This is a genomic window from Actinoallomurus acaciae, assembly GCF_042429965.1.
Classification (GTDB): Bacteria; Actinomycetota; Actinomycetes; order Streptosporangiales; family Streptosporangiaceae; genus Actinoallomurus; species Actinoallomurus acaciae.
In genome coordinates this window covers 7,242-19,741 of the sequence record NZ_JBHLZP010000049.1, presented here as the reverse complement: position 1 = coordinate 19,741, position 12,500 = coordinate 7,242, and the positions used below count along the sequence as shown (strand labels likewise).

Genomic DNA, 12,500 nt, shown 5'->3' with positions numbered 1-12,500 from the left:
CCGTCGGGGCTCAGTCGAAGAGGTCCGCGATGGAGTTCGCGACGGCAGCACGCCTGAGCCACGCGTCGAGCTGCTCCATGTCGACACAGCCACGAATACGGGCGCGGACGTCTTCGGGCACCTCGATCTGCCGGGCGGCCAAGATCGTCAGGATCGATCTGGCTTCGCCCTTGGCCTCACCCTTGGCCTCGCCTTCCTCTAGACCGTCGGCCTTGCCGCGGCCGTAGTGTTCCTTGGCGAAGGGACTGTAAACAGGCCAATCCGTCGATGACACGATCTCCTCCAGGACGCGTCGAGCCGCAGGCGAAGCCATAACGTAAGCGTATTCGTAGTATCGCAGAGCGTGTTCATCATCCTTCACGGTTTTCAAGGCGTCCGTGAAGGTCTGGAGTACTTTCCGGTTCCGGCCATGGGCCATCACCCCCAGCATGGCGAGTTCGGGTTGGGCGACGACCGCCTCGGAGTCGGTGATCACCGGAACCTCGCGTGGCCCCAGCGCCACGGCCCGAAAGACATAACCGGACAGTTCGGTCTCGATCGGCTCGGCGTACCAGGCCGCCGCGTCCGGATCGGGACAGACGCACAGCACCGTCACCGGACATCTCAGCATCAACCACGACGCCGCGGCGTAACGGGGTAACTGCCGGCGCTTTGCCTCGGACTTCTCCTGTTGGACCTCCACGATGATCCCGTGCACCGGCTCCCGCGGGGAGCCGACGACGATCACCGTGTCGGGCTGGAAGTCTTTCGACGGCCGGTCGTTGAAGTCATTACTCTCCACGCGCACCGGCCTGTCCACCGGCACGTCGACACCCATCACACCGTGGAGGATGTCGACGGCCAGCCGGGGGTGGTCGCGGAACAGCTTGTTGATCGTGTCATGAAGGGGGGATGGCACGTCACAGAACGTTACCTTAAGACCTCATAACGTCACGGCCGTTTCGGGGGAAGGGTGACCTTCCACAGCACCTTGCCCGTGTAGTCGTGCAGGTTGGTGGTCAGTTCGCCCGACTCCCCGTTGATGGCGATCTCGCCGAAGAACTGGTAGCCCTCCAGCGGCGAGGTGTTGGCCTGGGGCGGGACCGACTGGAACTTCACCGTCGGGCCGAACGTGAGGTCCAAGGTGTTGGGGCCGAAGGCGCCCGCGTTGAGCGGTCCGGACACGAACTCCCAGAACGGGTCGAAGTCCTTGAACGCCGCCTTCGCCGGATCGTAGTAATGCGCCGCCGTGTAGTGCACGTCCGTGGTGATCCACACGACGTTCCGCACGCGGTTCTTCTTGATCGAGGACAGGACGTCCGCGATCTGCAGTTCGCGGCCCAGGGGCGCGCCGTTGTCGCCCTGCGAGACGGCCTCGATGCGGTCGGCGTCGGGGACGACGAGCGAGAGCGGCATGTCCGCGGCGACGACCTTCCAGGTGGCGCGGGACTCCGCGAGCGAGCGCTTGAGCCACTCGGCCTGTCGTGCGCCCATGATGCCCTGATCGTCGGTGGTCTGGTCGTCCGGGCCGTTCGCGTCGCGGTAGGTGCGCATGTCGAGCACGAAGACGTCGAGCAGCGGGCCGTACGGGATCCTGCGGTAGATGCGCCCGTCGTCGTGTGGCCGCTGGGTGATCGGGACGTACTCGAAGAACGCCTGCCGGGCCCGTGCCGACAGCACGTCCGTGCGCTTCTCGGTGTAGTTGGCGTCGTCGAGGATCTCGCCCGGGTACCAGTTGTTGTGGGTCTCGTGGTCGTCCCACTGGTTGATCTGCGGTACCGCCGCGGCGAAGGCGCGCAGGTTGTCGTCCATCAGGTTGTACTTGTGCTGGCCGCGGTACTCCGCGAGGGTCTCGGCGACCTTCGCCTTCTCCGGCGAGGTCAGGTTGCGGTAGATCCGCCCGTCCGGGAGGGTCACGCTCGGCTCGATCGGGTCGTCGGCGTACCAGTGGTCGCCGTTGCACAGGAAGAAGTCGGGGTCGGTGGCCTGGATCGCCTTGAAGATCCGGTACCCGCCGATGTCGGGATTGATCCCGAAGCCCTGGCCGGCGAGGTCGCCGGACCACACGAAGCTGACGTCGCGCCGGGTCCGCGGGGCCGTGCCGAACGTGCCGGAGACCGGGGCCGAGACCAGCGACGCGTCGTGCGGGTCGGCGGCCCGTACGCGGTAGTGGATCGGCCGGCCGGCGGGCAGGCCGTTCAGCCGTACCTTGCCGGTCAGGTCGGTGTCCGGGGTGAGCAGCGGGCCGCGCACCGTCGAGAAGTGCCGGAAGTCCGGGCGGGTGCTGACGTCCACGAGCATGCGGGAGGGCCGGTCGGCGCGGGTCCAGACGACGGCGCCGTCCGCCGACATGTCCCCGCTCTGCACGCCGTGCGTGAGGCGGGGGCGTCCGGACCGCACGAGGGCGGCGGCGTACGGGCCGGTGCCCAGGAGTGCCGCGCCGCCACCCGCGGCGAGGCCATAACTCAGGAAAGAACGCCGGTCGAGTGTCCCCATGTCCCTACTCCCGTCTCGATGCCGCATCGATCGTGGCGGCCGACGGCGTACGGCGGCGGGAGCGGAGTTGGCGAACGGGTGAACTGTTCCGGCGGTGCCGTACGGTTTGGGCGCTTCGTGCCTGGTAGCGGCAGTCGTCCGGCTTGACATGACACCCCGGCCGCCCACAGACTTTCCCTCATGCCAGCGCGTACCTTCTCGACCGCCGACGTGGCGTCCCGCCACGCGGTCATCGCGCTGTGTCCTTCGTGTTGTCGCTGACCTGATCCTCCTCGCAGACGTCAGCCCGCGGCGTTCGGCCGCTGTCCGAAGGACCCTTGATGAACTTCTCGGCCATTCCCGATATCACCATGCAGAGCCACGAGGCCGTCGACGGCCTCACCGTCGGCCGCCTGGCCGGCGTCGTCCGCGAGGTCGCGGCCCGGCCCGCGTACTGGTGGCACCTCGCCCGCTTCGACGGCACGCCCGTACGGCTCGCCGTCGCGAACGACCTGTGGCTGTCGGTCTGGCCTCCGGGCCACCGCGCCGACCCGGGCGCCGCCGTGCTCACGGTCCTCGCCGGCGAGCTGTCCGAGCGAACGATCACCGATCAGGGTGTCGCGGAACGCCCGCTGCGGGCCAACCGGATTCGCGTGTACGGCGCCGACAACCCCCGTGAGCTGGTCAACCTCGGCCCCGGTTATGCCCTCATCCTGCACGCGAACCACGGATGAGCGTTGAGTGAACTCCCCTTGGCAGACCCCAGAAAGCCGACATTGGCACCATAACGTCGAGTCACATGGCTCGCCCCCTCTCCCTGATCGCCCTGGTGGCGAGTGTCGCCGCGATGTGCGCGACCATGCTGCTCGGCACGTCGGACGCCGTACCCGCGTTCGGCCCGACCGGCCCGTTCCTGACGCTTCACGTCTCACCGTCGCACGCGGTCGTGACCGCACTGACCTGGTTCGCGGCGCTGAGCGCCGGAGCGGGCACGCTGACCGGCCTGTACGCCCTACGCCACGGGCGCCTCGCCGGACCCGGCCGGCTGCTCGCCGCCGGGATCGTCACGGCGTGCGTGTTCGCGCTGCTGCCGCCGATCGGCTCGGTGGACATCCTGAACTACGCGATCTACGGACGGATCGCCGACCTCGGCCGTAACCCGTACGTCACGACGCCGTTCCTGCTGGCGCGTACCGGCGACCGGGTCGGCGTGCTGCTGCCGAGCGGCTGGCAGCGGGTGCCGACCGTGTACGGGCCGGTCACGACCGCGATCCAGTGGGCGGCGGCACACGTGGGCGGCGGCTCGATGGCGCGGATCATCTTCCTGCTCAAGTGGGCGAACGCGGCGGCGTTCGTCGGCACCGCCGTCCTTCTCGACCGCCTCGCGGGCCCCGACCCGGTCCGCCGCGTCCGCGCCTGCCTGCTGTGGACGGTCAACCCGATCATGCTGTTCTGGATGGTCGGCAGCGGGCACGCGGACGTGTTCGCGGTGTTCTTCCTGGTCCTGGCGCTGTGGGCGCTACGCCGCCCGGCACTCGCCGGAGCCCTCCTCGGCGGCGCCGCCGGGGGCGCGGCCGTGGCGGTCAAGGCGTCCTTCCTGTTCCCGGCCGCCGCGCTGGTGGCGGTGGCGTGGTCGGGCCCGGCGCGGTTCAAGCGGTCGGCGGCGAGCGCGCTGGGCCTCCTGCTCGTCGCGGGCGGCGGCTACCTGCTGGCCGGACCGGCCGCCATCCACTCACTGCACACCCGCCTCGGCCGCAAGAAGGATCGGTACCTGCCCGTCCCGGACGTCATCCTCGACCACCACGGCCTGTACGCGGTGTGGATGGGGCTGCTGGCCGTGGCGCTGACGGCGTTCCTGTGGTGGCGGTCGGGCCTGCCGCTCACCGTCTGGCGCCGCCTGCCGGACACCGGTCTCCTGCCCGTCGCGGTGCTGGCGTTCGGCACGACGCTGGTCTCGCCCCTGCAGTACCCGTGGTACGACGCGATGCTCCTGCCCCTGCTCGCCGTCCTCTCGATGAGGCCGTACGACCGGCTGGACGGGCTGCTCGTGGTTCGCGGCGTGTTCCTGGCGGTGATGACACTGCCCGGCGTACGGGTGGACGGCTACCAGCACCTCGCCGTGCGATGGCTCAATCTGGCGTGGCTCCTGATCTTCGTCGCCACCGTCTGGCACGGCACCCGCCGCCGGCCTGAGAAGCCGCCTGTGGCCGAGCCGGTGGCCGAGCTTCCCGTGGCGGACTGATCAGTGGGCGGTGTCCGCAGGCCGCCCGTCGCTATGGAGGTTGGGCGTCTTCTCCAGGTATGCCTTGAGGCGGTGCAGTGTGGTGGCGATGTTGGCGTCGTTGGCGCCCCTGCGGTTGGCGACGCCGGTGATCGCGACGGAGAGCGGGAGCAGCCACACCGGCGCGCGCAGCCAGCTGGTCTCGGTGACCGTGCAGCCGTCCGCCGTGCGCTCGATGTCGTACTGCCAGCGCGAGATGGGCAGGTTGAACGGCGCCGTCACCTCATAGGCGAAGCACCGGCCCGGCTCGGCGTCCGTGACGCTGCAGGTAGTGGCCCAGCGACGCGGGCCGTTGCGGTTGTAGCCGCGGAAGCGGGCGCCGACGGCGGGCGTGGTGGTGCCGTCCAGCCAGTGGGCGCTGTAGGTCTCCTCGGCGAGGAGGGCCATGGACGGCGGATCGCTGATGATGAGGTACGCCTCGTCCGGTTCCGCCCCGATGGTCACCATGCCCGTCGCGGCGGGCTCGGGGAATCGCGGTACGCGCATCGCGCCTCCTTCTCGATGTAAGCGGCGATTACATCAGGGCGACGGCCGGCGGTCAAGGTTCCTGACAGGCCGCCGGGTCGACGATCCCGAGGCCGAGTGTGTCCAGCACGTGCTCGGCCAGCAGCTCCGCCTGATCGCGTGGCAGGTATCCGTCAACGATCATCTGGGACAGTCCGTAGACCAGCGCCTGCCCCGCGAGACCGATCACCGCGGGGTCTCCGGCGCGCAGCTCGCCCGCCCGTTGACCGGCCACGATGAGGTCGCCGAAGTCCCGCTCGATACGGGACAGCCGCTCCGCGAGCTCGACCGGATGGTCGGCGCCGTACACCCGGGATTTGATCAGTTCGAAGCGGTTCGGATGCCGGATCGCGTACCGCACGAAGCCGAGGCCGTAGGCGCGCACGGCCGGACCCTCGGCTTTGGCGAGCGCGGCGCGCTGCCATTCCTCGAAGTCGGCCAGGATACGGTCGGCCACCGCCGTCAGCAGTGCCTGCCGGTCGCTGAAGTGCCGGAACGGAGCCCCCGGCGACACCCCGGCGCGGCGCGCGACCTCACGCACGCTCACCTTGTCGAGCCCGCGCTCGTCCAGGAGGTCGAGCGCCGCCGCGACGAGAGCCACGGGCAGGGAGCCGTGGTGGTAACCGGCGCGCTGAACGGGGTTGTCGTCCATGCGTGCAGTGCTACCACAGCCGGGAGCCGTCCCCGGAGTGAGAAGACCCCATGACGACCGCGTCACGGTCAAGTGAACGCGAGTGGTGGATGATGATCCGGTGGCGACGGTGTGCCAGGTCTGGTCTACGGGGGGTGTCCAGGCTTACGTTGGCACCACCAGCCTCCTTACACAGGAGTTCGCGATGCCGCGTAGCCGCACCAAACGCATCCGTAAGTCGTCCGCGCGTATCCGCCGCAAGCACCGTTCCGGCGCACGCCGCACTCACAAGGCGGTTCTGCCCGAAAAGCCCGCCAAGGACTGACCGCGCGGGTCTCCCGCCGTCATCGAACGCCCTTCCACACGGAAGAGCGCTCCCGCGACGCACTCCCCCTGTGGAGGAGCGCCGCCGCTCCCATCCGGCACTTCCTTCGACGAAGAAGGCAACGTGATGTGGCCGGCGCACACCCGAGCCCGCGGGCCTCCCCCGGGCCTGGCACGCCCAGGCCCGGACACAGATCACCCAGGGAGGACGAATGCCGCGCGTGTCCATAGAGGTCGACGGAGTCAAGTACGACGATGACGTCGAGCCGCGTCTTCTACTCGCCCACTATCTCCGTGACCGTCTCGGCAAGGTGGGGACGCCCATCGGCTGCGACACATCCAACTGTGGCGCGTGCACCGTCCTCCTCGACGGCATGAGCGTCAAGAGCTGCTCCGTGCTCGCCGTCCAGGCCGACGGGCACGATGTCACCACCATCGAGGGCCTCGGCGACGGCCAGGGACTCCACCCGCTCCAGCGCGCCTTCCACGAGGAGCACGCCCTCCAGTGCGGCTACTGCACCCCGGGCATGATCATGGCGGCGATCGACCTCATCAAGGAGAACCCCGACCCTTCCGACGAGGAGGTACGCGAGGGGCTCGAAGGCAACCTCTGCCGCTGCACCGGCTACCAGAACATCGTGCGCGCGGTGCGGCGGGCCGCCGGCGACCTTCGCCCGAACCCGGCGCAGCAGGAGGCCGCCCGATGACCGCCGCCCCCGAGATCGGCAGCGCCCGCCTGCGCTCCGAGGACGCCCGGCTGATCACCGGGCGGACGAACTGGACCGACAACATCCAGCTCCCCGGTCTACTGCACGCGGCGTTCCTGCGCAGCCCGGTCGCGCACGCGCGCATCACCGGGATCGACGTGAGCGAGGCCCGCGAGCGGCCCGGCGTGATCGCGGTCTTCACCGGCGCCGACCTGGCCGACGAACAGGGCAGTCTGCCGTGCGCGTGGCCGGTCACCGAGGACATGGTGCTGCCGGACCACCCGCCGATCGCGGTGAACGAGGTCCGGTACGTCGGCGAGCCGGTGGCCGTCGTGGTGGCCCGCGACCGGTACACCGCCGTGGACGCGCTCGAGGCGATCGACGTCGACTACGAGTCGCTGCCCGTCGTGCTGGACATGGAGTCGGCGGTCAGGGAGGGCGCCGACCTCGTCCACGCCGACAAGGGCACGAACAAGTCCTATGAGTGGGTCTTCGCGGCGGGTGACATCGACGCGGCCTTCCGCGACGCGCCCGTCGTCATCGAACGCCGGTACGTCCAGCAGCGGCTGATCCCGACCGCGATGGAGCCGCGCGCGGTGGTCTGCTCGGCCGTGGGCGACGAGTACACCCTGTGGTCGGCGACGCAGATCCCGCACATCCTGCGGCTCATGCTGGCCACCGTGACCGGCATCCCCGAGCACCGGCTCCGGGTCGTCGCGCCGGACGTCGGCGGCGGTTTCGGCTCCAAGCTCCAGGTGTACGGCGAGGAGGTGGCCTGTCTGCTGCTGACGAAACGGCTCGGCCGCCCGATCAAGTGGACCGAGTCGCGCAGCGAGGGCAACGCGACCGTCCATCACGGCCGCGACCAGATCCAGCGCCTGTCGCTGGCCGCCGACTCCGACGGGCGCATCCGGGGGCTGAAGGTCGACCTGCTCGCCGACATGGGCGCCTACCTGATGCTGGTCACGCCGGGCATCCCGCTGCTGGGCGCGTTCATGTTCAACGGCATCTACAAGATGGCCGCCTACCACTTCACGTGCGCCGGGATCTTCACCACCAAGACCCCGACCGACGCGTACCGGGGCGCCGGCCGCCCCGAGGCCACGTACGCGATCGAGCGGCTGATGGACGAACTGGCGAGCGAGCTCTCCCTCGACCCGCTGGAGGTGCGCCGCCGCAACTGGATCAGGCACGAGGAGTTCCCGTACGAGACGATCGCCGGGCTCACGTACGACTCCGGCAACTACGAGGCCGCGACCGACAAGGCGCGGCGGCTCTTCCACTACGACGAGCTCCGCGCCGAACAGGCCGACCGGCGCGACCGCGGCGATCCCGTCCAGCTCGGCATCGGCGTCTCGACGTTCACCGAGATGTGCGGCCTCGCGCCGTCGCGGGTGCTCGGCTCGCTGTCGTACGGCGCGGGCGGCTGGGAGCACGCGTCCGTACGGGTGCTGCCGTCCGGCAAGGTCGAGGTGGTGACCGGCTCGTCGGCGCACGGGCAGGGGCACGAGACGGCGTGGGCGCAGATCACCGCCGACCGGCTGGGCGTGCCGTTCGAGGACGTGCGCGTGCTGCACGGCGACACGGCGGTCTCGCCCAAGGGCATGGACACCTACGGCTCGCGGTCGCTGGCGGTCGGGGGCGTGGCGCTGTACAACGCCTGCGACAAGGTGATCGAGAAGGCCCGCCGGATGGCCGCGCACCTGCTGGAGGCCGACGAGAAGGACCTCGAGTTCGCGGGCGGCGCGTTCTCCGTACGCGGCGTTCCCGACCAGTCGCGGACGCTCCAGGAGGTGTCGCTGGCCGCCTTCGCGGCGCACGACCTGCCCGAGGGCTTCGAGCCGTCGCTCGACTCCGACGCCACGCACGACCCGGAGAACTTCTCCTTCCCCCACGGCACGCACCTGTGCGCCGCCGAGGTGGACACCGAGACCGGGTACGTCAAGATCCGCTCGTACGTCGCGGTGGACGACGTCGGCAAGGTGGTGAACCCGCTGATCGTCGAGGGTCAGGTGCACGGCGGCCTGGCGCAGGGCATCGCCCAGGCGCTGTACGAGGAGGCGGTCTACGACGCCGACGGCAACCTGACGACCACGACGATGGCCGACTACCTGCTCCCGGCGGCCTCGGACCTGCCGACGTTCACGACCGACCGCACCGAGACCCCGGCGACCACGAACCCGCTGGGCGTCAAGGGCGTCGGCGAGGCCGGCACGATCGCCTCCACGCCCGCCGTGGTCAACGCGATCGTCGACGCCCTCCGCCCGTACGGCGTGAACGACGTGCCGATGCCGTGCACGCCCGAACGCGTGTGGCGGGCATTGCGGGGCGGCGGACCGGAACACTCGGCACGACCCGGTGCGGGCGGCGGGCTCGGATCGGCCGGAGGTGAGGCATGATTCCCGGATCGTTCGACTATGTCCGGCCGTCGTCGCTGGATGAGGCGGTCTCGGCGCTGCGCGACGCCGGCGACGAGGGCAAGGTGATCGCGGGCGGGCAGAGCCTGCTGCCGCTGCTGCGGTTGCGGCTGGCGTTCCCCGAGGTGCTGATCGACGTCGCGTCGGTGCCGGAGCTGCGCGGTGTACGCGACGAGGGCTCCTCGCTGCTGGTGGGCGCCATGACGACGCACTACGAGGCGCTGGGCGATCCGCTGATCCGCGAGCACGCTCCCCTGGTCGCGGCGGCCACCTCGACCGTCGCCGACCCCGCCGTACGCCACCGGGGCACCTTCGGCGGCTCGCTCGCCCACGCGGACCCGGCGGGCGACCTGCCGGCGGTCGTCCTCGCGATGGACGGGGTGTTCGTCACGTCGTCGCGGGAGATCCCGGCGGCCGAGTTCTTCGCCGACTACCTGACCTCGGCGCTCGCACCCGACGAGGTCCTCGTCGGCGTCCGCCTGCCGAAGTCCTTCACCGGATGGGGCTTCCACTACGAGAAGTTCCACCGTACGGCGCAGGCCTGGGCCATCGTCGGCGTCGCCTGCCTGGTCGACCGCTCGGGTGGCGAGGTCGCCGCGGCCCGGATCGGCCTGACCAACATGGGCTCGACGCCGGTACGCGCGTCGGCGGTGGAGGCGGCGGTCAGCGGCGGCGCGGCCGACCGGGAGGCCTTTCGCGCGGCGGCCGGAGGCGCCGCCGAGGGCACCAGCCCGCCCAGCGATCTGCACGGATCCCCCGAATACCGGCGGCATCTCGCGGCGGTCCTGACCGCGCGTGCGCTGTCCAAGGCGGCCGGCGTTTAGGACGCGTCGCATGTTCACTCCGCCGGCGCGGGGTATGCAAACGTGCATGTCGCGCATACCCCGCGTCAGCGGAGCTTTGGAGCCCTCGTAGGCTTCATCAGGGAGGATGTCCATGGAACTCGATCACGAATTCACCGTTCCCGTGCCCGTGGACCAGGCGTGGCCGGTCCTGCTCGACGTCGAGCGGATCGCTCCGTGCATGCCCGGCGCGACGCTGGACTCGGTCGACGGCGACGACTTCACGGGCCGGCTCAAGGTGAAGCTCGGGGCGATGACGATCACCTACAAGGGCTCGGCTCGCATCGCCGCCCGCGACGAGGAGACCCACACGGTGTCCATCGAGGGCACCGGCAAGGAGGCGCGCGGCGCGGGAACGGCCAGCGCGAACGTCCAGGCCCAGCTGCACGGCGAGGGTGACGGCACCCGGGTGACGGTGCACACCAAGCTCAACATCACCGGGCGTCCGGCGCAGTTCGGCCGCAACATCATGGCCGAGGTCGGCGGCAAGCTGATCGGCCGGTTCGCGGACAACCTCGCCGAAGAGATCGCACGGCCCGAGACGCCCGAGGCCGCCGCCCCGGCTCCGGCCGAGGAGCCGCAGACCGCACCCGCCGAGCCCAAGACAGCCGCCGAGCCCGCACCGCAGACCGCACCCGCCGAGCCCAAGACAGCCGCAGAGCCCAAGGAGACCGGCGAGCCCAAGGAGTCCGCCGAGGCCGCGCCGGAGCCGGCGGCACAGCGGCCCGTCGCCGCACGCTCGCCGAACGATGAGGCGATCAATCTGCTGGAGTTCGCGGGCCCCTCGATCGCCAAGCGGCTGGCGCCGTTGGCCGCGGGCCTGGTGGGCCTGTGGGGGCTGTGGCGGATCGTCCGCCGCGTCCGGCGCAAGTGATTCTTCGGCCGGTGGCCCGGGCCCTGGGCCACCGTTCGCCGTCATCGCCGGGACGAGCGGCCCGGTGATCAACCGAGAGAGTCGATCCAGCGCTCCAGCCGGCGGCCTTCGGTGGCCATCAGCTCGGGGTCCCGGAAGGTGTTGGTGAGCAGGGAGATCCCCTGATACGCGGCGAACAGGGCGACGGCGAGCTCACGCGCGTCGTCGCGGCCCATCGCCGTGAACTGCCCCTCGATCCAGTCGACCAGCCACCGCATGACCTCGGCGACCGTCCGGTCGAGGCCGTCGGCGCGTTTGTCCAGCTCGGCGGCGAGGCTGCCGGTGGGGCAGCCGAACCGGGCGGCGAGGTCGCGGCCGTCGACCCAGCCGCGCACGAGCGCCTTCAGCCGCTCCTCGGGCGTCGGGAGCCGGTCGAGCGCCGCGGTCGTCTTGCGCAGGTGGTCCGCCTGCGCGTCGATCGCGGCCTCGACGAGCTGGTCCTTGGTCTTGAAGTAGTAGTAGACGTTGCCGACCGGGACGTCGGCCGCCCGCGCGATGTCCGCGAGCGTGGTCCTCTCGACGCCCTGCTCGTGCAGCACCCGGGCCGCGGCGCCGGCCAGCCGCTCTCGCTTCCCGGGCCGCCGCCCGGTCGTTGAGTCAGTCACCCGACTAACTGTAGACGCGGCCACCCGTGATCGGCTACAGTCTTAGTTAGTTGACTGACTAAGGAGCGATTTCGATGATCGTGGTGACGGGAGCGACCGGAAACGTCGGCGGGGAGCTCGTACGGACGCTGGCCGCCGCCGGGGAGCAGGTCCGGGCGGTCTCGCGCCGCCCGGCCGAGTTCCCGGACGGCGTGCGGCACCGGGCCGCCGACCTCGGCGATCCGGCGAGCCTGCGGGAGGCCTTCCAGAGGGCCGACGCGCTGTTCCTGTTCGTCGCCGGGGAGGATCCGCAGGGCATCCTCAGGGTCGCCGCGGAGGGCGGCGTACGGCGGGTGGTCCTGCTGTCGTCCCTGGGCGCGGGGACCCGGCCGGCGGCCTACGCCCACCCGGTGTCCTTCGAGGAGGCCGTACGCGCGTCGGGCCTGGAGTGGACGATCCTGCGTCCGGGCGGCTTCCATACGAACGCCTACGCGTGGGCCGGGACGATCCGCGCGAGCCGTACGGCGTCCGCCCCGTTCGCGGACGTGGGCCTGCCGACCGTCGACCCGGCCGACATCGCCGAGGTCGCCGCCGCGGTCCTGCGAGAGCCGGGCCACGCGGGCCGGATCCACGAGCTGACCGGGCCGGCCGCGACCACGCCGCGAGAACGCGCGGCGGCCATCGGCGAGGCGCTGGGAACGCCGGTGCGGTTCGTCGAACAGACCCGGGAGGAGGCCCGCGAGGAGATGCTCCGCTTCATGCCCGAGCCGGTGGTCGAGGGCACCCTCACGATCCTCGGCGGCCCGACCGCCGCCGAGCAGAAGGTCAGCCCCGCCGTCGAGG

Annotated in this window: 12 protein-coding genes; 7 read left to right on the top strand and 5 right to left on the bottom strand. The window is 70.8% G+C overall.

Annotated features, from left to right (window positions below; all coding sequences use genetic code 11):
* Positions 1 to 10: 10 nt before the first annotated feature.
* Together ACFFNX_RS09605 and ACFFNX_RS09600 are read right to left on the bottom strand one after the other, a co-directional pair.
* A complete protein-coding gene (locus tag ACFFNX_RS09605) occupies positions 11 to 898 on the bottom strand; it encodes a hypothetical protein (RefSeq protein WP_378198207.1) in 888 nt (295 codons plus the stop codon).
* A gap of 32 nt (positions 899 to 930) precedes the next feature.
* Complete coding sequence (locus ACFFNX_RS09600; RefSeq protein WP_378198205.1) at positions 931 to 2,475, bottom strand: alkaline phosphatase D family protein; 1,545 nt, start codon at positions 2,473 to 2,475, stop codon at positions 931 to 933.
* A 320-nt stretch (positions 2,476 to 2,795) separates the two neighbouring features.
* On the opposite strand from ACFFNX_RS09600, the gene ACFFNX_RS09595 reads away from it, so the two are divergent.
* Both ACFFNX_RS09595 and ACFFNX_RS09590 read left to right on the top strand, forming a co-directional pair.
* The gene (locus tag ACFFNX_RS09595) at positions 2,796 to 3,188 is read left to right on the top strand and encodes a cysteine dioxygenase (protein ID WP_378198203.1); all 393 of its coding nucleotides are present in this window, start codon (positions 2,796 to 2,798) and stop codon (positions 3,186 to 3,188) included.
* A gap of 65 nt (positions 3,189 to 3,253) precedes the next feature.
* Entirely contained in the window at positions 3,254 to 4,696 is a 1,443-nt protein-coding gene (locus ACFFNX_RS09590) for an MptA/MptB family glycosyltransferase (protein WP_378198201.1), read from the top strand.
* On the opposite strand, the gene ACFFNX_RS09585 is transcribed toward ACFFNX_RS09590, so the two are convergent.
* Both ACFFNX_RS09585 and ACFFNX_RS09580 read right to left on the bottom strand, forming a co-directional pair.
* Positions 4,697 to 5,221 carry an SRPBCC family protein gene (locus ACFFNX_RS09585; protein WP_378198199.1) on the bottom strand — a complete coding sequence of 175 codons (525 nt, stop codon included), beginning with the start codon at positions 5,219 to 5,221 and terminating at the stop codon, positions 4,697 to 4,699.
* 52 nt (positions 5,222 to 5,273) lie between these two features.
* On the bottom strand, positions 5,274 to 5,891 hold the full coding sequence (locus ACFFNX_RS09580; protein ID WP_378198197.1) for a TetR/AcrR family transcriptional regulator: 618 nt from the start codon (positions 5,889 to 5,891) through the stop codon (positions 5,274 to 5,276).
* A 515-nt stretch (positions 5,892 to 6,406) separates the two neighbouring features.
* On the opposite strand from ACFFNX_RS09580, the gene ACFFNX_RS09575 reads away from it, so the two are divergent.
* The 4 genes from ACFFNX_RS09575 (at position 6,407) to ACFFNX_RS09560 (ending at position 11,034) form a co-directional block, all read left to right on the top strand.
* Positions 6,407 to 6,901 carry a (2Fe-2S)-binding protein gene (locus tag ACFFNX_RS09575; protein WP_378198195.1) on the top strand — a complete coding sequence of 165 codons (495 nt, stop codon included), beginning with the start codon at positions 6,407 to 6,409 and terminating at the stop codon, positions 6,899 to 6,901.
* A complete protein-coding gene (locus ACFFNX_RS09570; RefSeq protein ID WP_378198193.1) occupies positions 6,898 to 9,300 on the top strand; it encodes a xanthine dehydrogenase family protein molybdopterin-binding subunit in 2,403 nt (800 codons plus the stop codon). Before ACFFNX_RS09575 ends, ACFFNX_RS09570 begins: the two co-directional genes overlap by 4 nt.
* Positions 9,297 to 10,142 carry an FAD binding domain-containing protein gene (locus ACFFNX_RS09565; protein ID WP_378198191.1) on the top strand — a complete coding sequence of 282 codons (846 nt, stop codon included), beginning with the start codon at positions 9,297 to 9,299 and terminating at the stop codon, positions 10,140 to 10,142. The genes ACFFNX_RS09570 and ACFFNX_RS09565 overlap by 4 nt, the downstream gene beginning before the upstream one ends.
* Before the next feature lie 112 nt (positions 10,143 to 10,254).
* Positions 10,255 to 11,034 carry an SRPBCC family protein gene (locus ACFFNX_RS09560; RefSeq protein ID WP_378198189.1) on the top strand — a complete coding sequence of 260 codons (780 nt, stop codon included), beginning with the start codon at positions 10,255 to 10,257 and terminating at the stop codon, positions 11,032 to 11,034.
* 68 nt (positions 11,035 to 11,102) lie between these two features.
* Here ACFFNX_RS09560 and ACFFNX_RS09555 read toward each other — a convergent pair whose 3' ends face one another.
* Complete coding sequence (locus ACFFNX_RS09555) at positions 11,103 to 11,678, bottom strand: TetR/AcrR family transcriptional regulator (protein WP_378198187.1); 576 nt, start codon at positions 11,676 to 11,678, stop codon at positions 11,103 to 11,105.
* Positions 11,679 to 11,752: 74 nt separating this feature from the next.
* Between ACFFNX_RS09555 and ACFFNX_RS09550 the strand changes: the two genes are divergently transcribed.
* A partial coding sequence (locus ACFFNX_RS09550; protein WP_378198185.1) for an SDR family oxidoreductase occupies positions 11,753 to 12,500 on the top strand: 748 nt, incomplete at its 3' end.

Coding starts and splice junctions, on each gene's coding strand:
- ACFFNX_RS09590 (WP_378198201.1), top strand. CDS start 3,254: ATGGCTCGCCCCCTCTCCCTGATCGCCCTGGTGGCGAGTGTCGCCGCG.
- ACFFNX_RS09595 (WP_378198203.1), top strand. CDS start 2,796: ATGAACTTCTCGGCCATTCCCGATATCACCATGCAGAGCCACGAGGCC.
- ACFFNX_RS09585 (WP_378198199.1), bottom strand. CDS start 5,221: ATGCGCGTACCGCGATTCCCCGAGCCCGCCGCGACGGGCATGGTGACC.
- ACFFNX_RS09570 (WP_378198193.1), top strand. CDS start 6,898: ATGACCGCCGCCCCCGAGATCGGCAGCGCCCGCCTGCGCTCCGAGGAC.
- ACFFNX_RS09575 (WP_378198195.1), top strand. CDS start 6,407: ATGCCGCGCGTGTCCATAGAGGTCGACGGAGTCAAGTACGACGATGAC.
- ACFFNX_RS09600 (WP_378198205.1), bottom strand. CDS start 2,475: ATGGGGACACTCGACCGGCGTTCTTTCCTGAGTTATGGCCTCGCCGCG.
- ACFFNX_RS09565 (WP_378198191.1), top strand. CDS start 9,297: ATGATTCCCGGATCGTTCGACTATGTCCGGCCGTCGTCGCTGGATGAG.
- ACFFNX_RS09580 (WP_378198197.1), bottom strand. CDS start 5,891: ATGGACGACAACCCCGTTCAGCGCGCCGGTTACCACCACGGCTCCCTG.
- ACFFNX_RS09560 (WP_378198189.1), top strand. CDS start 10,255: ATGGAACTCGATCACGAATTCACCGTTCCCGTGCCCGTGGACCAGGCG.